21 protein-coding genes are annotated in these 17,641 nt (G+C 66.4%); 5 read left to right on the forward strand and 16 right to left on the reverse strand.

Annotated elements, in window-relative coordinates; translation table 11 throughout:
• Window positions 1–173: 173 nt before the first annotated feature.
• From copM to soxY, 10 genes are all read right to left on the reverse strand, one after another.
• Window positions 174–548, reverse strand: coding sequence for a CopM family metallochaperone (copM, locus tag ACSQ3M_RS27135; RefSeq protein ID WP_436153193.1), 375 nt, complete (start codon window positions 546–548; stop codon window positions 174–176).
• A gap of 123 nt (window positions 549–671) precedes the next feature.
• On the reverse strand, window positions 672–1,061 hold the full coding sequence (locus ACSQ3M_RS27140; RefSeq protein WP_436153194.1) for a c-type cytochrome: 390 nt from the start codon (window positions 1,059–1,061) through the stop codon (window positions 672–674).
• A 63-nt stretch (window positions 1,062–1,124) separates the two neighbouring features.
• Window positions 1,125–2,399: an FCSD flavin-binding domain-containing protein gene (locus tag ACSQ3M_RS27145; protein WP_436153195.1), complete on the reverse strand. Its 1,275-nt coding sequence runs from the start codon at window positions 2,397–2,399 to the stop codon at window positions 1,125–1,127.
• A gap of 47 nt (window positions 2,400–2,446) precedes the next feature.
• On the reverse strand, window positions 2,447–2,974 hold the full coding sequence (locus ACSQ3M_RS27150) for a DsrE family protein (RefSeq protein WP_436153196.1): 528 nt from the start codon (window positions 2,972–2,974) through the stop codon (window positions 2,447–2,449).
• A 35-nt stretch (window positions 2,975–3,009) separates the two neighbouring features.
• Window positions 3,010–3,327, reverse strand: a complete 318-nt coding sequence (locus tag ACSQ3M_RS27155) for a c-type cytochrome (protein WP_436153197.1) — start codon at window positions 3,325–3,327, stop codon at window positions 3,010–3,012.
• Window positions 3,327–4,067 carry a c-type cytochrome gene (locus ACSQ3M_RS27160; protein WP_436153198.1) on the reverse strand — a complete coding sequence of 247 codons (741 nt, stop codon included), beginning with the start codon at window positions 4,065–4,067 and terminating at the stop codon, window positions 3,327–3,329. The genes ACSQ3M_RS27155 and ACSQ3M_RS27160 overlap by 1 nt, the downstream gene beginning before the upstream one ends.
• Window positions 4,051–5,325 carry a sulfite dehydrogenase gene (soxC, locus tag ACSQ3M_RS27165; protein WP_436153199.1) on the reverse strand — a complete coding sequence of 425 codons (1,275 nt, stop codon included), beginning with the start codon at window positions 5,323–5,325 and terminating at the stop codon, window positions 4,051–4,053. Before soxC ends, ACSQ3M_RS27160 begins: the two co-directional genes overlap by 17 nt.
• A 43-nt stretch (window positions 5,326–5,368) precedes the next feature.
• Complete coding sequence (soxB, locus tag ACSQ3M_RS27170) at window positions 5,369–7,066, reverse strand: thiosulfohydrolase SoxB (protein WP_436153200.1); 1,698 nt, start codon at window positions 7,064–7,066, stop codon at window positions 5,369–5,371.
• 89 nt (window positions 7,067–7,155) lie between these two features.
• Window positions 7,156–7,485 carry a thiosulfate oxidation carrier complex protein SoxZ gene (gene soxZ / locus ACSQ3M_RS27175; protein WP_436153201.1) on the reverse strand — a complete coding sequence of 110 codons (330 nt, stop codon included), beginning with the start codon at window positions 7,483–7,485 and terminating at the stop codon, window positions 7,156–7,158.
• Window positions 7,486–7,528: 43 nt separating this feature from the next.
• Complete coding sequence (gene soxY, locus ACSQ3M_RS27180; RefSeq protein ID WP_436153202.1) at window positions 7,529–7,993, reverse strand: thiosulfate oxidation carrier protein SoxY; 465 nt, start codon at window positions 7,991–7,993, stop codon at window positions 7,529–7,531.
• Between the two features lie 182 nt (window positions 7,994–8,175).
• Here soxY and soxA point away from each other — a divergent pair, with 182 nt between their 5' ends.
• From soxA to ACSQ3M_RS27195, 3 genes are read left to right on the forward strand one after another with little or no spacing between them, the layout of a single operon-like run.
• On the forward strand, window positions 8,176–8,997 hold the full coding sequence (gene soxA, locus ACSQ3M_RS27185) for a sulfur oxidation c-type cytochrome SoxA (RefSeq protein ID WP_436153203.1): 822 nt from the start codon (window positions 8,176–8,178) through the stop codon (window positions 8,995–8,997).
• Between the two features lie 11 nt (window positions 8,998–9,008).
• Window positions 9,009–9,632: a sulfur oxidation c-type cytochrome SoxX gene (gene soxX / locus ACSQ3M_RS27190; protein WP_436153204.1), complete on the forward strand. Its 624-nt coding sequence runs from the start codon at window positions 9,009–9,011 to the stop codon at window positions 9,630–9,632.
• 17 nt (window positions 9,633–9,649) lie between these two features.
• Window positions 9,650–10,540: an MBL fold metallo-hydrolase gene (locus ACSQ3M_RS27195; protein WP_436153205.1), complete on the forward strand. Its 891-nt coding sequence runs from the start codon at window positions 9,650–9,652 to the stop codon at window positions 10,538–10,540.
• A 24-nt stretch (window positions 10,541–10,564) separates the two neighbouring features.
• Here ACSQ3M_RS27195 and ACSQ3M_RS27200 read toward each other — a convergent pair whose 3' ends face one another.
• The 3 genes from ACSQ3M_RS27200 to ACSQ3M_RS27210 are packed head-to-tail and all read right to left on the reverse strand — an operon-like array spanning window position 10,565 to window position 12,400.
• Window positions 10,565–11,638, reverse strand: coding sequence for a YeeE/YedE family protein (locus tag ACSQ3M_RS27200; protein ID WP_436153206.1), 1,074 nt, complete (start codon window positions 11,636–11,638; stop codon window positions 10,565–10,567).
• A gap of 28 nt (window positions 11,639–11,666) precedes the next feature.
• Entirely contained in the window at window positions 11,667–12,047 is a 381-nt protein-coding gene (locus ACSQ3M_RS27205; RefSeq protein WP_057191327.1) for an ArsR/SmtB family transcription factor, read from the reverse strand.
• A complete protein-coding gene (locus ACSQ3M_RS27210; RefSeq protein WP_436153207.1) occupies window positions 12,044–12,400 on the reverse strand; it encodes a hypothetical protein in 357 nt (118 codons plus the stop codon). Before ACSQ3M_RS27210 ends, ACSQ3M_RS27205 begins: the two co-directional genes overlap by 4 nt.
• A 116-nt stretch (window positions 12,401–12,516) precedes the next feature.
• On the opposite strand from ACSQ3M_RS27210, the gene ACSQ3M_RS27215 reads away from it, so the two are divergent.
• Window positions 12,517–13,035, forward strand: coding sequence for a thioredoxin family protein (locus tag ACSQ3M_RS27215; protein WP_436153208.1), 519 nt, complete (start codon window positions 12,517–12,519; stop codon window positions 13,033–13,035).
• A gap of 13 nt (window positions 13,036–13,048) precedes the next feature.
• Here the strand turns inward: ACSQ3M_RS27215 and phnE are convergent, their stop codons facing one another.
• From phnE to phnD, 3 genes are read right to left on the reverse strand one after another with little or no spacing between them, the layout of a single operon-like run.
• A complete protein-coding gene (gene phnE / locus ACSQ3M_RS27220) occupies window positions 13,049–14,680 on the reverse strand; it encodes a phosphonate ABC transporter, permease protein PhnE (RefSeq protein ID WP_436153209.1) in 1,632 nt (543 codons plus the stop codon).
• On the reverse strand, window positions 14,677–15,468 hold the full coding sequence (gene phnC, locus ACSQ3M_RS27225) for a phosphonate ABC transporter ATP-binding protein (protein ID WP_436153210.1): 792 nt from the start codon (window positions 15,466–15,468) through the stop codon (window positions 14,677–14,679). The genes phnE and phnC overlap by 4 nt, the downstream gene beginning before the upstream one ends.
• Before the next feature lie 21 nt (window positions 15,469–15,489).
• Window positions 15,490–16,542, reverse strand: coding sequence for a phosphate/phosphite/phosphonate ABC transporter substrate-binding protein (gene phnD, locus ACSQ3M_RS27230; RefSeq protein ID WP_436153211.1), 1,053 nt, complete (start codon window positions 16,540–16,542; stop codon window positions 15,490–15,492).
• A gap of 104 nt (window positions 16,543–16,646) precedes the next feature.
• On the opposite strand from phnD, the gene ACSQ3M_RS27235 reads away from it, so the two are divergent.
• Window positions 16,647–17,570 carry a TIGR01459 family HAD-type hydrolase gene (locus ACSQ3M_RS27235; RefSeq protein WP_436153212.1) on the forward strand — a complete coding sequence of 308 codons (924 nt, stop codon included), beginning with the start codon at window positions 16,647–16,649 and terminating at the stop codon, window positions 17,568–17,570.
• Window positions 17,571–17,641 lie beyond the last annotated feature (71 nt).

A 17,641-nucleotide genomic window follows, 5' to 3' on the forward strand; every position in this document is an offset into this window, starting at 1 on the left:
CGCGAGCGGCCGAACGGCGAGAGGGGAAGCCTGTGTGAGAGTCGCGGCCTGTACATGCAGGTATGCGTGGAGGCAAGTCGCGCCGCCTCTCTGCCAGCGCCGGCCTTGCAGGGCAAGCGGCGGCGTGACGCCGACCCCGGATCTGTCGATCCGGAGCCGGCAGGGCGAGGCGGTTACTTGCCGCGCTTTTTCAGCCACTCGCGCATGAAGGCGATCTCCTTTTCCTGCTCGGTGATCACTCCCTCGGCGAGCTTGCGCAGCTCGGCATCCTTGCCGTGGGCGAGCACGACCTTGGCCATGTCGACCGCACCCTGATGGTGCGGGATCATGCCGCGGACGAAGTCGACATCGGGATCGCCAGTGAAGGCGACGCCCATCTCCTTGTGCATCTTGTCGTTGGCCGCCTTGTAGGCCTGCGTCGCAGCCGTATCGGCAGTGGCAGGCGCAGCTGCGCCATGCCCCTGATGGCTCTGGGCCAGGGCGAATCCACCGAGGGCGAGCGCACCGAGAAGGGCCGCGCCCGCGAGAATGTTACGGCTGGTGGTCATGCGGAGGTCCTTTCGGGGGCCGGCTGTAGCGTGCCGTCAAGCCTCCGGGCCGATCATGTCATGAGCGCGGCAGGCTGGCGGCGCTGAACCAAACCGCCGTCTTGGCCGAAACCCATGCCTCCGTCACATCTTCTTGCCGTCCTTGCCGAACTGCTTGAGGAAGGCGGTCAGGTCGGCGACCTCTTTTTCGTTCTTGATGCCGGCGAAGATCATCTTGGTGCCGGGAATCTTGGCCTTGGGGTCCTTGATGTATTCGGCGAAGACGGCCTCGTCCCAGGTGATGTTGGCGCCCTTGTTGGCGGTCGAATAGCTGTAGCCCTCGACCTCGCCGGTATGCCGGCCGAACAGGCCGTTGAGCTGCGGGCCGACCAGGTTCTTGGCGCCTTCGCCGAGTTGGTGGCAGGCGCGGCACTTGTTCCAGGAGCGTTCGCCGGCGGCGACGTCCTGCGCCGAGGCGCTGGTCGTGACGAGGGTGGCGGCGGCCAGCATGGCGGCAATGATCGGCAGTTTCATACGTAGATCCCGGTGAGGAGAGGGGTGGTGCCGCGGCGGGAGGGCGACGGCGCTGGATGGCCTTCAGCTGAACATGTCGGCGGTGATGCCGGCATACCAGCCGACGTTCTCGGCCTGGTTTTCCTTGCGCAGTTCGGCGCTCTCGCGGGGTTGCGACACGAAGGTCTCGGTCGCCGCGATCTTGCCGTCCTTGGCCTCGTAGCGGCCGCCGACCTTGACGGTGTCGTCGGTCTCGATCAGCGACCAGCAGGTGTTGATGTAGCGCGCCGGGAAGGTGCGGGCATTGGTGAGCTCGCCGCGGATCACCATCGCCGCGACCTTGGCCTGGCTGTTGGCGGCGAAGGCCGATTTCGGCATATCGCCGGCGATGCAGGCGTCGCCGAGCACGAAGATGTTGGGATCGACGACCGACTTCATCGAGGCGGGATCGATGGTGCAGTAGCCGCCGGCCGGTGCTAGCCCGGCCGAGCGGGCGATCTCGCCGGCCATCTGCGCCGGGATGACGTTGACGAAGGCGCAGTCCTTGTAGGTCTCGAAGCCGGTGACGACGGTGTTGGTCTTCGGGTCGACCGACTTGATGCCGTCATGCACCTTCGGCCCGAGCCATTCGATCATCGCGCCGTAATGCTTCTCCCAGCCCTCCTGGAAGACGCCCTGTTTCGAGAAGCTGTCCTTCGGATCGAGGATGAAGATCTTGCAGTCGCGCTTGCCGCTCGCCTTGAGCACATGGGCGAACATCGAGGCGCGCTCATAGGGGCCGGGCGGGCAGCGATAGGGATTGGGCGGGGCGATCATCAGGATCGTGCCGCCATTCGGCACCGCGTCGAGCTTCTGTCTGATCAGCTGGGTCTGGCGACCGGGCTTCCAGCCATGCGGCATGGCCTCCTCGACGTCCTTCGACCAGCCGGGGACGGAATCGTATTTCAGGTCGATGCCAGGCGAGACGACGAGGCGGTCATAGGGCAGGCGGTCGCCGGTCGAGAGCACGACCTCCTTCTTGTCGCGATCGATCTGGGTGGCGCGGGCGCGAGCGAGCGTGATGCCGTGGTTCTTCGCCAGCGCGTCGTAGCGATAGCTGATCTCTTCATAGCTCTTGAAGCCGCCGATGAAGAGGTTGGAGTGGAAGCAGGTCTGGTAGACCTCGTTCTCCTCGACCAGCGTCACCGCGATGGCGCCACCTGAATCCTTGGCGAGGTATTTCGCCGCGGTCGCGCCGCCGGCTCCGCCGCCGATGACGACGACGCGCGGCTTGCCCTGGCCGAGCACGGCGGGCGAGGCGATGGCGAAGCTGCCTGCGGCAGCGAGGCCGGACAGGAATGTGCGGCGGCTGGTTGACATGGTTTTCTCTCCCGTTCCCATGGATGACGGCGGGCCTCTTACGGGCCCTAGCCGACCTTCAAATAGGCGAAGCCCTTGGCCTGCAGCGCGGCGACGGCGGCGACGCCCGAGGGCACGAAGCCGACGAACTCGGCCTTGCGGGCCTTGCTCTTGTCGATCTTCAAGCGGGTGAAGGTGATCTCGCAGAGATGGATCTTCAGCCCGTTCTTGGCGACATCCTCGACACGCTCGAAGATCTTCGGGATCGTAGCTGCTTCGTCGCTCCAAGTCGTGCCATCGAGGTTCTCCAGGAAGAACTTCACCCCGGGCCCATGCGCGACGATGGCAAGCTGGAGCGCAAACGGGTCGGCGCCATAGGCGGAGTAGTGATTGGCGATGTTCTGCAGCATCTGGATGAAGCGCTGCGGCTCGCCGAAATCGCAATGGTAGAGGCAGGCGATGTCGGCGTCCTTCTTGAGGTCGGCGAGCGCCGTCTGCCGGGGCGCGGCAAGGGCCGGGGCGGTCGCAGCGACAACCCCGCTCGCCGCCGCCAGCATCAGCGCCCGGCGCGAAGCCTGGTGAGTGTCTTCCGACATCGTGTCCTCCTCCGCTGCTCGGGCCATATGCCCGGCTAAGGATTGGGTTTCAGGCTCTCATAGTACGCAGCCAGCGCGGCGATCTCCTCGCTCGAAAGCCGGGCGGCGATCGCCTGCATGACCTGGTTCTCGCGCTGGCGCTCGCGATAGGCGTTCATCAGCGCGACGAACTGCTCGGCCGGGTGGCCGATGATCGCCGGGATGCCGCCGACCTGCCGGCCGCTGGTCTGGTGGCAGGTCGCGCATTCCGACGAGAGATATTCCCCCAGTGCCCGGTCGCCGGCCGCTTCTGCCGGCGCGCAGGCCAGGACGAAGCCGAGCACCGCAAGACGGACGGCGCCGGCTCCTCGCATCAGTCGACCTTCGGCGCCGTCTTGGAATCCGGCGTCACGTCCAGGATCGTCGCCCGTCCGGTGATCTTCACTTCCGGCTTGCAGTTGGCCATGCACGGCTCCTTGCCCCAGAACGCCTTCTCCGTCGTTTCGCGGTCGTCATCGTAGAAGGCGGCCGCGTTCGGCAGTTTCACATTGGTAAAGTTCTTGTTGGACAGTTCGAAGTCCTCATCCTTCACGATGTCGTTGAGGTAGAGCAAATAGGCGGTGACGGCGTAGAGCTCGTCGGGCGACAGCGACTGGGCGTTGCCATAGGGCATGGCCCGGCGGACATAGTCGAACACGGTCGAGAGATCGGGCCAGAACGAGCCGATCGTCTTCTCCGGGCGATCGGATTTCAACGAGCCCATGCCGCCGGCCAGCACCGGCCAGCGGCCATTGCCCTGGCCGAACTCGCCATGGCAGCTGGCACATTGCGCCTGGAAGATCTCGTCGCCCTGCTTGACCGTGCCCTTGCCGGACGGCAGGCCCTTGCCGTCGGGTCGCACCGCGATGTCCCAGGCCTTGATCTCCTCCGGCAGGGCCTCGCGGCCGAGGCCGAGCTTCGCCGCGGGGGCGGGGGCCGGAGCGGCTTTTGCCGGCGGATGCGTCTGGGCCTGCTTGGCCGGTGCCGGCTTGGTCTGCGCGATCAGCGGCGCGGCGGCGAGCACAGCGAATGCTGCGAGGCCGGCAAGCAGGACGGGACTAACCGATTTCGACATTCTCGGTCTCCCCATTCGCCTTCACATGCCAGGTCTGGATGCCGTTGTTGTGGTAGATCGAGTTCGAGCCGCGGACCTTGCGCAGCTCGTCCTTGGTCGGCTGGACATAGCCGGTCGAATCCATGGCGCGCGACTGGATCAGGAGGTCCTGCCCGGTCCAGTCGAAATCGACGTAGAAGCGGGTCAGCGACTTATCAAGCACCGGCCCGTCTATCCTGGCGTGCTGCCAGTTCTTGCCGCCATCGAGCGTGACGTCGACGCGCTTGATCGTGCCGCGCCCGGACCAGGCGAGGCCGGAGAGGACGTTACGGCCCTTCTGCTTCAACGGCGCCTGCGGCGAGGGATTGGTCACCACCGACTTGGCGTCCATGAAGAAGGTGAAGCGGCGCGAGCGGCCATCGGCCAGGAGGTCGGTGTATTTCGAGGTCTCCTCGCGCGCCTGCCAGGGCTGGTCGCCGATCTCGATGCGCCGCAGCCATTTGACCCAGAGATTGCCTTCCCAGCCCGGAATGACGGCACGCAGCGGATAGCCCTGCTCGGGCCGCAGCGCCTCGCCGTTCATGGCGAAGGCGATCAGCACGTCGTCGAGCGCCTTCTCGAGCGGCAGCGAGCGGTTCATGCCGGAGGAATCGGCGCCCTCCAGCAGCAGCCATTTGGCTTTGGTCTTCACCCCCGCCTCGGCCAGCAGCAGCTTCAGCGGCACGCCGGTGTACATGACGTTGTGGACCATGCCGTGGGTGAACTGGCAGCCATTGAGCTGCGCGCCGCGCCACTCCATGCCGGAATTGGCGGCGCATTCGAGGAAGTAGATGCGGTTCTGCCGCGGCATCCGCTTGAGGTCTTCCATGGTGAAGACCAGTGGCTTCTCGACGAGACCATGGATCATCAGCCGGTGATTGGCCGGCTCGATGTCGGCGATGCCGCCATGATGACGCTCGAAGCAGAGGCCGGACGGGGTGATGATGCCGTCGAGCTCGTGCAGCGGCGTGAAGTTGACCGAGGATTCCGGCGAGGCCGTCAGCCAGGAGACGTCGCGGCGCATCACATGCTTCTCGAAGCGCGACGGCGTGCCATAGGGCCGCTTGTCGACGCCCTCGCCAAGATAGCGGCTCCAGTCCTGGACCTCGGTGATCAGCGGATCGGGCTTGCCCGTTTCGGCACGGGCGGAACCTGCGGCGGCGAGGCCGGCTCCGGCGATCGCCGCCCCGCCGAGGAAGCGGCGGCGGCTCAGCGCATCGGGCTTTGCGGGAGAGCTCATCGCTCGTCTCCTCGTCTTTTCACGGCCGTGGTGGTGCAGGCGCTCATGCCCCGCTCACTTTCACGGCGTCGTTCGGCTTGATGGTGATGGTCTTGGTCGCGGCGACGTGGTCGCGCACCACATCCCAGATCGGTGGCCCCTGCGTGCCTTCGTTGACGCTGGCCCAGCCGGCGACGACGTATTTGCGGGAGGCGTCGATCGGCTGGCCCGACTTCAGATGGGTGAGGCCGGAGATGCGGCTGCCCATCGGCTTGCCGACATCGATGGCGTAGCCCATGCCGCCGATGCGGACCATGTCGCCGCCGCCCTGGAAATAGGGGTCGGGGTGGAAGATGTTGTCGGCGACGTCCTCGAGGATGTCCTTGAGCTGCAGGCCGGTCATCTCCATCCGGTAGCAGTTCGGATAGGTGATCGCGGTCGCATTGGTGATCGCCTCCCAGGTGATCGCCTCGCCCGGCAGGAGCGAGCCGCCCCAGCGGAAGCCGGGCGAGAGCGCGATCTCGGCGTTGCGCTGGCTCAGCATCGCGTCGCAGATCAGGTCGTCGAAGCTGCCGTTGAAGTTGCCGCGCCGGTAGAGCAGGGAGTCGGTGCGCCCGATCTCCTTGGCCAGGTCGGCGGCGAAGGGCGCGCGCAGCTTGGTCACCAGCGCCGCCATTTCCGGATCGGGCGCGATGGCATCGGCGAAGACCGGCATCAGCTTGAAGCGGATATCGGCGACCTTGCCGTCCTTCACGGCGATATCGAGGCGCGAGACGAACTTGCCATGCGAGCCGGAGGCGACGAGGGCGGTCTGCCCGACGCGGATCAGCCCGGGCATGGCGTCATGGGTATGGGCGGTCAGGATGACGTCGATGCCCTTGACCCGGCTCGCCAGCTTGCGGTCGACGTCGAAGCCGTCATGCGAGAGCAGCACGACGATCGCGGCGCCTTCGGCGCGGGCCTCCTCGACCTGCTTTTGCAACTCGTCCTCGCGGATGCCGAACTCCCATTCCGGGAACATCCAGCGCGGGTTGGCGACGGCGGTGCGCGGCAGCGCCTGGCCGATGACCGCGACCTTGATGCCGCCCTTCTCGAAGACCTTGCGGGCTGCGAAGACCGGCTCGTTCCACTCCTTGTCGCGGATGTTCTGGGCAAGGAAGGCGAAGGACGCCTTCTCGACGATCTCCTTGACGCGCTCGGCGCCGAGGGTGAACTCCCAATGCGAGGTCATCGCGTCGAGCTTCAGGGCTGACATGACGTCGACCATGTCCTGGCCCTGGGTCTGGAGCGCGCTCCAGCTGCCCTGCCAGGTGTCGCCGCCGTCGAGCAACAGGACCTTGTCGTCGCCGCGCTCGGCCCTGATCGCCTTGACCAGCGTCGCGATCCGGTCGAGCCCACCCATCCGGCCGTAATTGCGGGCGAGCGAGACGAAGTCGTCCGAGGTCAGCGCGAAGGCGTTGGCCGAGCCGGTGGCGATCCTGAAGTGCTCGCGGAAGGCGGCGTCGGTCAAATGCGGCGGCAGGCCCTTGACCTCACCAACGCCAAGATTGACCGCCGGCTCGCGGAATTGCAGCGGCATGAGCTGGGCATGGATGTCGGCTACATGCAGGATCGTGACCTGGCCCTGCGGCTCGAAGCGCAGGATATCGGCCTGCGACAGCTTCTGCTGGGCGGCGGCGCGCCCGAGCGGGCCGAGGCCGGAGCCAGCAGTCAAAGCTGCGGCGACCGCCGTCGCCTGCAGGAATTCGCGTCTTGAGATCATGACTTATCCTTTGGATGCGCGCACATCGCGATCCAGGGGATCCAAAGCGGAGGCGCCGCCGGAGCTGGCGGCGATGCGATCCTAAAGGCTCAGCCGACCGTCAGCTTGTTCTTCGAGGCGTATTCGGAGCCGTTGTCGTCCTTCCAGGTGAAGGTGAACTCGCCCGATTCCGTCGCCTTGAAGAAGAAGGATTGGTAGGGATTGGCCGAGATCGCCGGGAACCAGTCGGCTGCGAATACGGGCTTGCCGTTGAAGCTTGCCGAGAACTTGTTGATGATCTGGCGCGGAATGGTCTCGCCCTTGGCGTCCTTACGCTGGCCGGATTCCATCTCGTGCGAGATCAGCGTCTTGATCTCGATCATCTCGCCGGCGGTCGCCTTGGAGGGGACGCGCACGCGGGGCGTGGGCTTGGTGGTCATGGGGATTTCCTCGCCTTGTTCTGGTCGATGACGATGCGGGGCGTCAGCCGCCGCAGCCGCCGATCGTGACCTTGATGTTGGCCTTGGCCGTATGCAGCGCGCCGTTCGACATTTCGGCGACGCAGATGATGTCCTGCGTCTGCGCGAGCCGCATGCGCGTCGCGGCCGAGGCCTTTCCGCAGGCCGGGGTGAACTGGTAGCTGACGACGCCGGGCTGGGGGTTGCCCTCGGCGAAGACGTGCACGGCCTTGACGTAATCGGCCTCCGTCATCGGGCTCTCGATCTCGATGTTGATCGGCACGACCAGGCCGTTCTCGGCGATCTCGGGCACATCGAGCTTGATCTTGCCGGAGGTCATCGGCTTGTCGCCGTAGAGCTTCTTGATCTCAGCGGCGACGGTCTTTTCGTCGGCGAAAGCGAGCCGCGGCGCGATCGCGGCAGCGGCGAGAGCCCAGGCGGCGGCCTTCACCGCATCACGGCGCGACAGCGTCGGCAGGTGGGTCAGCATAGAGGGCTCCTCCTTCGAATTCGTCTTGTTTTAACTCTTGACGGCGCGACAGCGGGACGCCAATCATTTGCACGTATCGTGATATTGTTTTTTGTGAATGTAAAGCCCCCGAGAGGGCTGGCGACGAGATCGCAGGATAAGCGGTCCCGGAGGAAACGAAAGGGCGAGGGATGAAGCTTCCGATGATCGGAGCGGCTGCTTTGGCGGCTGTCTTGATAGTGGCCGCCGGGCCGCTGACGGCCCAATCGCCGCCGCAGGACGACAGCGAGAAGGAGATCGAGCGCTATCGCCAGATGCTCTCCGATCCGTTCTCGAATCCGGGATTCCTCGCGGTCGATCGCGGCGAAGGGCTGTGGGCGGAGAAGCGCGGCACCAAGGGCGTTTCGCTGGAAGGCTGCGATCTCGGCGAGGGGCCGGGCAAGTTAGAGGGCGCCTTCGCCAAGCTGCCGCGCTATTTCGCCGACGCCGACAAGGTGATGGACACCGAGCAGCGCCTGCTCTGGTGCATGGACAAGCTGCAGGGGCTCGACACCAAGGAGGTCGTCCTGCGGCGCTTTTCGGGCCCGGCTCGGGCCTCGGACATGGAGGACCTCGTCGCCTTCATCGCCAACAAGTCGAGCGAGATGAGGATCGAGCCGCAGCTCTCGCATCCCAAGGAAAAGGAGATGGCGGCGGTCGGCGAGGCGCTGTTCTACACGCGCGGCGGCGTCAACGACTTCTCCTGCGCCACCTGCCATGCCGAGGAAGGCAAGCGCATCCGCCTGCAGGGCCTGCCCAACCTTTCGGTCAAGGGCAAGACCGCGCAGGAGACGATGGGCTCCTGGCCGACCTATCGCGTCTCGCAGAGCGCGCTCAGGACGATGCAGCACCGGCTCTGGGACTGCTATCGCCAGCAGCGCTGGCCGGTGCCGGAATATGGCTCGGAGGCCCTGACCGCGCTCACCGTCTTCCTGCAGAAGCAGGCCGAAGGCGGTGAGATCAAAGTTCCGTCGATCAAGCGCTGAGGGGAAACGTGATGATCAAGGTTCTCATTTCCCTGACGGCCCTGCCCCTGACGGCTCTGCTGCTCGCCGCGGGTTCGGCCAACGCCCAGGAACGGCCGGCACAGGCCGTGATCGACGCCTATCTGAAGTCGACCTTCGGCAAGGCCTCGGCCGAATGGCAGGCCAGGATCAAGCCGGATGACTCGCTTTCGGTCTGCAATGTGACGCGGAACAACCCGTCCTCAGCGCAGTCCGACGAAATGCTGAAGCGGGAATCCGTACGCGTCGTCTATCCCGCCGACGGCAAGTTCCTCGGCAACTGGAAGAACGGCTACCAGGTTGCCAACAATGGCCGCGGCGGCCAGTTCTCCGACCCGGCAGGCACGGTTGCCGGCGGCAACTGCTTCGCCTGCCACCAGCTCGATCCGAAGGAAGTCAGCTACGGCACGTTGGGCCCAAGCCTTGCGGCCTATGGCAAGGACCGCAAATACGATCCGGAGACGATCAAGGACGCCTACACCAAGATCTACAATTCGATGGCGGTGGTGCCCTGCTCGAACATGCCGCGCTTCGGCGTCAACAAGGTGCTCGACGAGCAGCAGATCAAGGACGTGATGGCCTATCTGTTCGACCCGGAATCGCCGGTGAACAAGTAGCCTCGTCGGAGCAGCCCATGCTGACGCGTCGCCTGTTTGTCTCCGCCGGTGCCTGCGCCCTGGCCTCTCCGGCTCTGGCGCAGGTCGTCGCGACGCTCGGCAGCGGTGACGAGACGCTGACAGTCCTCAGCGACGGCAGCTTCGAGCTGCCGCTCTCGATGCTGGCGCGAGATGTCGCGCCGGCGGAACTCGCCGCCGAGGCGAAGCAGACCGGGCCGACGCGGTCGGTGCTGAACGTCACCTGCCTGAAGCGCGGCAAGGACGTCATCCTGTTCGATTGCGGCTCGGGCGCGAATTTCCTGGCCGGCTCGGGCAAGCTCGGCGAGAGCCTGAAGGTCGCCGGGATCGAGCCCGATGCGGTGACACATGTGCTCTTCACCCATCTCCATCCCGATCATTTCTGGGGCGCACTCGACGATTTCGACAGCCCGCTGTTTCCCAATGCGCGCTGGCTGGTGGCCGCGCCCGAGATCGGATTCTGGACCGATCCCAAGGTCTATGAGCGCCTGCCCGAGGATCGGCACGCCTTCGCCGCCGGGGCGCAGCGGATCGCCAAGCAACTGGGCGACAAGCTCGAACGGCTCGAGCCCGGCCGCGAATGGCTGCCGGGCATCGAGGCGGTGGTGACGCCCGGCCACACGCCGGGCCATGTCTCGTTCGCGCTGCAGGGCGCCGGTGGACCAGTCATGGTGCTGGGCGATGCGCTGACGCATCCGCAGATCTCGTTTGCGCGGCCGGAGTGGCGGCCGGCGTCCGACCATGATGCCGATCTCGCCGTCGCGACGCGGCGCCGCCTGCTCGATCGGCTCAGCCAGGAGAAGAGCCAAGTGATCGGCTACCATCTGCCCGGCGCGGTCGGGCGTGTCGAGCGGCAGGGCACGGCCTATCGCTTCGTCGCGGCGTCCTGAGGCAAGTCGGAGCGGTATGGCTCCTCAGCCGCGCTGCCAGAGCCCCTTGATCGAGCCCTCCATCAGGATGGCAATGCCGATCCGTGCGCCGATCATCATGCCGGCGATCGCCAATGGCCAGGACAGGGCCAGCATCGAGCCGGCGGAGATGCCCTGTCCGATGGTGCAGCCGCCAGCGAGCACGCCGCCACCGCCCATCAGCACGGCGCCGAGGAGATGGCGGCGCATCTCGCGATCGTCGTCGAAAGCCTCCCAGCGGAATTCGCGGTCGTAGAGCGCCGAGAGGAACGAGCCGAGCGTCACGCCGACGAGCGTGCCGATGCCGAATTCGAGCAAAGCCGAGGGCGCGCTCAGCACACCATAGAGCGCCCGGCCGACGGGGGAGACGAAGGTCAGGCTCTGCGCCCGCGGCACGGTCTCGAAGGCATCGACGGCAACGCCGGTTACCCACCAGCCGGCGACGACGGCAAGGCCGAGCGTTGCGCCGGCCAGCAATAAGCGCGGCGAGCGTTGCAACCGGGGGTCGGCGGCGACGATGGCGATAAGGACGAGGGCGCCTATGGCCGTGATCAGCTCGCGCGCAGCCGGCGCACCGAGATAGGTCAGGATGCCGGCGAGATCGCCCTTGAGGCCACCGGGAAGCGGCCAATAGACCTTTTCCAGCACTTCGATCCGGATCGGGGCGAACATGCCGCGCAGCGTCGCATAGGCGACAGCGCCGAAGACCATCATCACGATCAGGCTGCGCAAATCGCCGGAACCGAGGCGGACGAGCGAGCCGAAGCCGCAGGTTCCGACCAGCGCCATGCCGAGCCCGAACAGCGTGCTGCCGACAATGATCGACAGCCAGGGCAGGGCCGACTGGACATAGGTCGAATTCGCCGGGTCGAGCAGGCGAAGGCCAATCAGCGTCTGTGTGCCGACCAGTGCGATGGCGAGGGCAAGACCGAAAATCCGCAGCCGGCGGGTGTCGCCACCCATCCAGGCATCCTCGACCGCACCGAACGAGCACAGGCGTGCCCGGCGGACGGTGAAGCCGCAGGCGGCGCCCACCGCCACGCCTGCGAGCGTCGCGCCCCAGGCAGATAGCGCAATCATGACAAGCGCCGATGGCGGCGACGATTGCTCACGATTTTCCGGCTTCGGTCCCGGGCGGGCCGCAGAAGATGTCGTAGATCACGGCGATGACGCGCCGGACATCGTCGCTGGCGAGGCTGTAATAGATCGCCTTGCCGTCGCGGCGGGTGGTGACGAGCTGGTCGAGGCGCAGGCGCGCCAGCTGCTGCGAGACCATGGGTTGGCGCAGCGAGAGCAGGTTCTCGAGCTCGGTCACCGTTCGCTCGCGCTCGGCGAGCAGGCAGAGCAGCAGCAGCCGGTTCTCATGCGAGAGGGCTTTCAGAAAATCGCTGGCCTTGCGGGCCTTGCGCATCAGCTGGTCGAGTTCGGGCGAGAACTCGGCGCCGTCGCGCAGTTCGGTTTCGAGCGCTTTTGAGACGATCGCGGTCATTGGGTCTGTGCGCCTGATCGTTGAACCTGTTCGGGATTCTCAATGACAGCAACGAGCCGCCCGAGCAAACCCCAGAACATGTCGTCGTTGAGATAGCCGGTGATGCGGCCGACCTCCCGGCCATCCTCCACCAGCACGAAGGTCGGCGTGGCGATGACCGGCTCGCGCAATTCGCCGCCGCGGACACCGCCGGCCGGAAGCTCGATCCGCCGCAGCGGCGCGACCTTGCCCTCCGGGGTCTTGGCGTAGACCGGCGCGACCTCCCGTTCGAAGCGGACGCAGAACGGGCAACCATTGCGCGTGTACATGACGAGCTCGGCGGCGAAGGCTGGCGCCGACAGCAATCCCGACAACGTGAACGCTGCCGCCAGCCCCGCGCGATATCGCCCGCTTGCAATCATCCCCCGAACATAGTCGTATTCATATGTTTATACCAGAGCCCGCCGAGGCTCTGTGCGGAGGCGACGCCATGATCACACGACGCAGCTTGCTGGCGAGCACGATGGTCGTGGCGGGGCTCGTGCCGGCCTTGGCCAAGGCGCGGCTCGGCGAGGATGGGCTCTACCAGGAGGACTGGTATCTCGAAAGCTTCCTCGACCTCGCCGAGGACCTCGGCACTGCCAGCCAGGGCGGCAAGCGCTTTGCGATCCTCTGGGGCCTGCGCAATTGCCCGGCCTGCCGACGCATGCACGAAGTCCATCTCGCCGACCCGGCGATCGAAGCCTATATCCGCGACAATTTCGCGGTACTGCATCTCAACATTCTCGGCGCGCGCGAAGTCACCGATTTTGACGGGAGCAAGCTGACCGAGAAGGCCTTCGCGGCGCGCTACGGCATCGAGGGCACGCCGGCGATCCAGTTCTTCCCGACCAGCGTGAGCGGGCTCGCAGCCAAGGCGCCGAAGGAGCGCGAGGTCGCCCGGATGGCTTCGCTCCCCGATCCGCAGGCCTTCATCGCGCAGTTCCGCGCTGTCCGAAACGGCGTGTGAAGCCAGCCGACCCTCAGATCACCTTCGCGCGCAATGTGGCGGTGACGATCTCGGTGACGACCACCACCGCGAAGATCACGGCGAGCACCAGCCCGACCTGATCCCAATAGAGGTTGTCCATCGCCGCCTGCAGGGCGACCCCGAGGCCGCCGGCGCCGACCAAACCGAGCACGGCGCTTTCGCGCACATTGATGTCCCAGCGGAACAGGCTGACCGCCAGGAATGCCGGCTTCACCTGCGGCCAGAAGCCCTTGAGCAGGACGGAGCCCCATGGCGCGCCCGCTGCCCGCAGCGCCTCGATCGGGCCGGGCTTGGCCTCCTCGATCGCCTCGGCCAGGAATTTTCCGGTGAAGCCGATCGAGTGGACCGCGACCGCCAGAACGCCAGCGAGCGCGCCGGGGCCGAAGACGGCGACGAAGAACAACGCCCAGACCAACGTGTGCACCGAACGCGTCGCGACCAGGATGAAGCGGCCGAGCGTGTTGACCCAGGCCGAAGAGGTGATGTTGCGGGCGCACATCAGCGCGACAGGCGTCGCCAGCAGGATCGCCAGGATCGTGCCGAGCGTCGCGGTGTGCAGCGTCTCGATCAGCGCCTGCTGCACGGTCTTGGGGAAATAGGCCCAGTCGATCGGCCACATCCGGGCGAAGAGATCGACCGTCTGCGCCGGCGCGTCATAGAGGAATTCCGGGATGACCTCGATGGTCTGGACCGACCAGCCGAGCGCCAATGCCGCCAAGCCCCAGAAGGCCAGGCGCATGCTGCGCTCGGCCGTAGTGAAGCGGTGCCAGACCGGGCCGGCGGCGCCGATCTTAACCTCGCCGCTCGGCGCCTCGTCCTGATAGACCCGGCGCATGAAGGCGGAGAGGATCTCGCCGGCCATCACCGCCAGGATGATCGCGATGATGATGGTCAGCACGAAATCATAGTCGAAGCGCTGGAAGGCGGTGAACAGGGTGGCGCCGATGCCGCCGCCGCCGACGAGGCCGACGAGGGCGGAATTGCGCAGGTTGGAATCGAGCTGGTAGGCGGCGAAACCGATGAAGCGCGGCAACACCTGCGGCACCACGCCCATGGTCACGACCGAGAGGAAGGGCGAGCCGGCGGCGCGCAGCGCCTCGATCGGCTTCATCGACATTTCCTCGATCGCCTCGGCAATCAGCTTGGCGATGAAGCCGATCGTCGCGACGATCAGCGCCAAAATGCCGGCGAGCGCGCCAAAGCCAACCGCCTTGACGAAGAGGATGGCGACGATGACCGGGTGGAACGTGCGGCAGAGCGCGATCAGCCCGCGCGCCAGCACCGTCACCGGCAAAGGCATCAGGTTGCGGGCGGCGCAGAGGCCGATGGGCAAGGCGAGCAGCACGCCGGCGCCGGTCGCGATGATGGCGATCTGCAGCGATTCCAGCATGCCCTGCGCGAGCAGTTGCATTTTGTCGTGCGCCAGGTTCGGCGGAAACATGCGGCCAAGGAAGCGCGCGCCGTTGCCGAGGCCCTGGACGAAGCGTTCCCAGCGGATGTCGACGATGCCGGCGGCATAGATCACATAGGCGACGAACAGCAGCGCGCCGATGCGCAGCGGCCAGTTCGGCGGGAAGGCGCGGGCGCGCAGGCTACCGCCGGCGCTGACGGGAGGAGCGCTCATTCCATCCAGCCTTCGCCGCCATAGATCTCGGCGAGGTGGCTTTCCTGTAGCCCGGCCGGCGGGCCGTCATAGACGATGACGCCCTTCGACATGCCGATCATGCGCAGCGCATAACGGCGCGCCAAGGCGACGTTGTGGATGTTGACCAGCACCGGGATGTCGCGCTCGCGGCCGACCTTGGCGAGCAACTCCATGATCTCGACTGAGGTCTTGGGATCGAGCGAGGAGGTCGGCTCGTCGGCGAGGATCAGGTCGGGCTCCTGCATCACCGCGCGGGCGATGCCGACGCGCTGGCGCTGGCCGCCGGAGAGCTGGTCGGCGCGGCGGGTGGCGAAGTCGGCAAGGCCGACCGATTCGAGCAGCGCGAAGGCGCGGGCGATGTCGGCTTCGGGGAAGCGCCGCGTCCAGGCCCGCCAGACCGGGACATAGCCGAGCCGGCCGCAGAGCACGTTCTCGATCACCGTGAGCCGCTCGACCAGGTTGTACTCCTGGAAGACCATGCCGAGGCGCCGACGCGCGGCCCTAAGCGCCTCGCCCTGCAGCTTTGCCAGGTCCGTGCCACCGAGCATGATCGAGCCGGAGGTCGGGTCGACCAGCCGGTTGATGCAGCGGATCAGCGTCGACTTGCCGGTGCCGGATGGGCCGATGATCGCGACGATGCCGGGCTCGGTGACGCTCAGCGAGATGTCGCGCAGGACCGGCTGGCCCTTGCGGTACTCCTTGACGAGGTTGCGGATGACGAGCGCCCGGCCATGGCCGGGCGCCTCTGCGGCGGGAAGCGCGCTCATGAGCTTGTTATGGCCTTCGCGTCAGGGAGCTTTGGCCGGCGCCGGCTGCTGCGCCTTCTTCTTGGCCAGCTCGTCGGCCTCGCGCTTGGCCTCGGTGTCGTAGGCCGACTTATTGTAGGGCGTGCCCGACTTTTCGGCGACATCTCGCACGACGGCCCAGTCCTTCTGGTAGGTGATCGGCAGGAAGCGGTCGTCGCCGTTGAACTCTTTGGTCATCTCCGGGGTGAAGCGGAAGGAGAAGAAACAGTCGGTCAGTTTCTTGGCGAGCTCGGGCTTGAGGTCGTGGGCATAGGCGAAGGAGGAGGTCGGGAAGATCGCGCTGCGATAGATCTCGCGGGTGTCCTCCTTCTTGATCGTACCGCGCACGATCATGCGCTCGTAGACGTCGCCGGCGACGGCGCCCATATCGTAGTCACCCGAGACGACGCCGAGGATCGACTTGTCGTGGCCGCCGGACATCAGCGGCTTGTAGTCCTTGTCCGCTTCGAGCCCGAGCTCGGGGAAAAGCACGCGCGGCGCGAGGTTGCCGGAATTGGATGAGGGCGAGGTGTGGGCGACCTTCTTGCCCTTGAGGTCGGCGAGCTTCTGATAGGGGCTCGACGCCTTGACGACGGCGACGAGGTTGTAGCCGCGCACGCCGGCCGCCGAACCCTTGGCGGCGAAGGGGATCGCGCCGGCGAGGTTGACGGCGAAGCCGGTAGGGCCGGTCGAGAAGCCGGCGAAATGCAGGCGGCCCGAGCGCATCGCCTCGATCTCGGCCGAGTTCGACTGCACGGGATAATAGACGATGCGCTTGCCGGTGCAGGTGGCGAGGTGGTCGGATAGCGGCTTGAAGATGTTGGCATAGACGGCGGGGTCCTCGACCGGCGTATAGGCCCAGACCAGCGCCGACGGGTCCTTCTGCTTCGAGGCCTCGGTCGGCACGTCGGCGACGAGATCCTTGTTGGTGTCGCAATACATCGTGTCGAGCTGGCCGCGATTGGGGCAGGCGTCCTGTGCCTGCGCCGCGCCGCCGAGCCCGAGGCTAAGGAGCAGCGAGGTCGTGGCGGACAGGCAAGTCAGCGTCTTGATCATTGTTGGCGTCTCTCCCGGTCGATCTTCGTTATGAGCCGGCTATAGTATGTGACACAAAACTGTCATATTCCAGCCAGGCGAGACGCCGTCGTTTTGCAACTTAAGTGGCCTTATCCACCGCGACGGGCGGTATCGCCCCAACCCTGATGACGCAGCTGCCTTCTCCCACAACCTTTCCGAACGGTCTGGCCGCGCTGGTGCCGCGCTATGACGGCTTCCTGCTCGATCAATGGGGCGTGCTGCATGACGGGGTGCGGCCTTACCCCGGCGCTCTGGCTGCGCTCGAAGCCCTGCGCCGCGCCGGCAAGCGCGTGATCATCCTGTCGAATTCCGGCCGCCTCGGCACCGAGAACGCCGCGCAGCTGGCGAAGCTGGGCTTTGCGCGCTCGCTTTATGGCGAGGTCGTATCGGCCGGCGACGATGCCCGCGAGGCGCTGGCGACGCGCGACGAGCCGTTCCATCGCGCGCTCGGCCGCCGTTGTTTGCTGCTGGCGCGCGCGGGCGAGGCCCATCTGGCTGACGGGCTCGGCCTCGACCTCGCCGATGACGTCGAGGCCGCCGATTTCATTCTGCTGATGACCATGGACCCGCCCCGGCAATCGGTCGCCGGCTGGATGGACGTGCTCAGGGCCGCCAGCGAGCGCCGGCTGCCGATGGTTTGCGCCAATCCGGACCTGCATCGCGCCAGCCCTGACGGCGGCCTGCAGGAAGCGCCCGGTCTCGTCGCGCGTGCCTATGAGCAACTGGGCGGCACGGTGCGCTATCACGGCAAGCCCGAGCCGCGGATCTACCGCAGCTGCCTCGCACGGCTCGGGCTGGAGCAGAGCCTGGTGGTCGCGATTGGCGATTCATTGGAGCATGACATCGCGGGTGCGCAGGCGGCCGGCATCGACAGCGTCTTCATCGGCGGCGGTATCCATCGCGGTGACATCGGTTGGGACGGCGCAGCGATGGACGTGGCGAGCTGCCTCGCGCTCTTCGCCAGTGCCGGACGGACCCCGACCTATGCGCTGCCGCTGCTCGGCTGAAGAACAGCAGCACGGCGATCTGCAAGCCGAAAACCAGGCGTTCGAATCCGTCCGGGACTGGTCACGACAGG

This window comes from Allobosea sp. LjRoot90, assembly GCF_964254315.1.
Lineage (GTDB): Bacteria > Pseudomonadota > Alphaproteobacteria > Rhizobiales > Beijerinckiaceae > Allobosea.

What these genes read in the sequence shown, in the direction of transcription:
- ACSQ3M_RS27215 (WP_436153208.1), top strand. Translation starts at nt 12,517, where the DNA reads ATGATCACACGACGCAGCTTGCTGGCGAGCACGATGGTCGTGGCGGGG.
- ACSQ3M_RS27140 (WP_436153194.1), bottom strand. Translation starts at nt 1,061, where the DNA reads ATGAAACTGCCGATCATTGCCGCCATGCTGGCCGCCGCCACCCTCGTC.
- ACSQ3M_RS27145 (WP_436153195.1), bottom strand. Translation starts at nt 2,399, where the DNA reads ATGTCAACCAGCCGCCGCACATTCCTGTCCGGCCTCGCTGCCGCAGGC.
- phnC (WP_436153210.1), bottom strand. Translation starts at nt 15,468, where the DNA reads ATGAGCGCGCTTCCCGCCGCAGAGGCGCCCGGCCATGGCCGGGCGCTC.
- soxC (WP_436153199.1), bottom strand. Translation starts at nt 5,325, where the DNA reads ATGAGCTCTCCCGCAAAGCCCGATGCGCTGAGCCGCCGCCGCTTCCTC.
- ACSQ3M_RS27200 (WP_436153206.1), bottom strand. Translation starts at nt 11,638, where the DNA reads ATGATTGCGCTATCTGCCTGGGGCGCGACGCTCGCAGGCGTGGCGGTG.
- soxA (WP_436153203.1), top strand. Translation starts at nt 8,176, where the DNA reads ATGATCGGAGCGGCTGCTTTGGCGGCTGTCTTGATAGTGGCCGCCGGG.
- soxB (WP_436153200.1), bottom strand. Translation starts at nt 7,066, where the DNA reads ATGATCTCAAGACGCGAATTCCTGCAGGCGACGGCGGTCGCCGCAGCT.
- ACSQ3M_RS27195 (WP_436153205.1), top strand. Translation starts at nt 9,650, where the DNA reads ATGCTGACGCGTCGCCTGTTTGTCTCCGCCGGTGCCTGCGCCCTGGCC.
- phnD (WP_436153211.1), bottom strand. Translation starts at nt 16,542, where the DNA reads ATGATCAAGACGCTGACTTGCCTGTCCGCCACGACCTCGCTGCTCCTT.
- soxX (WP_436153204.1), top strand. Translation starts at nt 9,009, where the DNA reads ATGATCAAGGTTCTCATTTCCCTGACGGCCCTGCCCCTGACGGCTCTG.
- soxZ (WP_436153201.1), bottom strand. Translation starts at nt 7,485, where the DNA reads ATGACCACCAAGCCCACGCCCCGCGTGCGCGTCCCCTCCAAGGCGACC.
- phnE (WP_436153209.1), bottom strand. Translation starts at nt 14,680, where the DNA reads ATGAGCGCTCCTCCCGTCAGCGCCGGCGGTAGCCTGCGCGCCCGCGCC.
- ACSQ3M_RS27155 (WP_436153197.1), bottom strand. Translation starts at nt 3,327, where the DNA reads ATGCGAGGAGCCGGCGCCGTCCGTCTTGCGGTGCTCGGCTTCGTCCTG.
- ACSQ3M_RS27150 (WP_436153196.1), bottom strand. Translation starts at nt 2,974, where the DNA reads ATGTCGGAAGACACTCACCAGGCTTCGCGCCGGGCGCTGATGCTGGCG.
- ACSQ3M_RS27205 (WP_057191327.1), bottom strand. Translation starts at nt 12,047, where the DNA reads ATGACCGCGATCGTCTCAAAAGCGCTCGAAACCGAACTGCGCGACGGC.
- ACSQ3M_RS27160 (WP_436153198.1), bottom strand. Translation starts at nt 4,067, where the DNA reads ATGTCGAAATCGGTTAGTCCCGTCCTGCTTGCCGGCCTCGCAGCATTC.
- soxY (WP_436153202.1), bottom strand. Translation starts at nt 7,993, where the DNA reads ATGCTGACCCACCTGCCGACGCTGTCGCGCCGTGATGCGGTGAAGGCC.
- copM (WP_436153193.1), bottom strand. Translation starts at nt 548, where the DNA reads ATGACCACCAGCCGTAACATTCTCGCGGGCGCGGCCCTTCTCGGTGCG.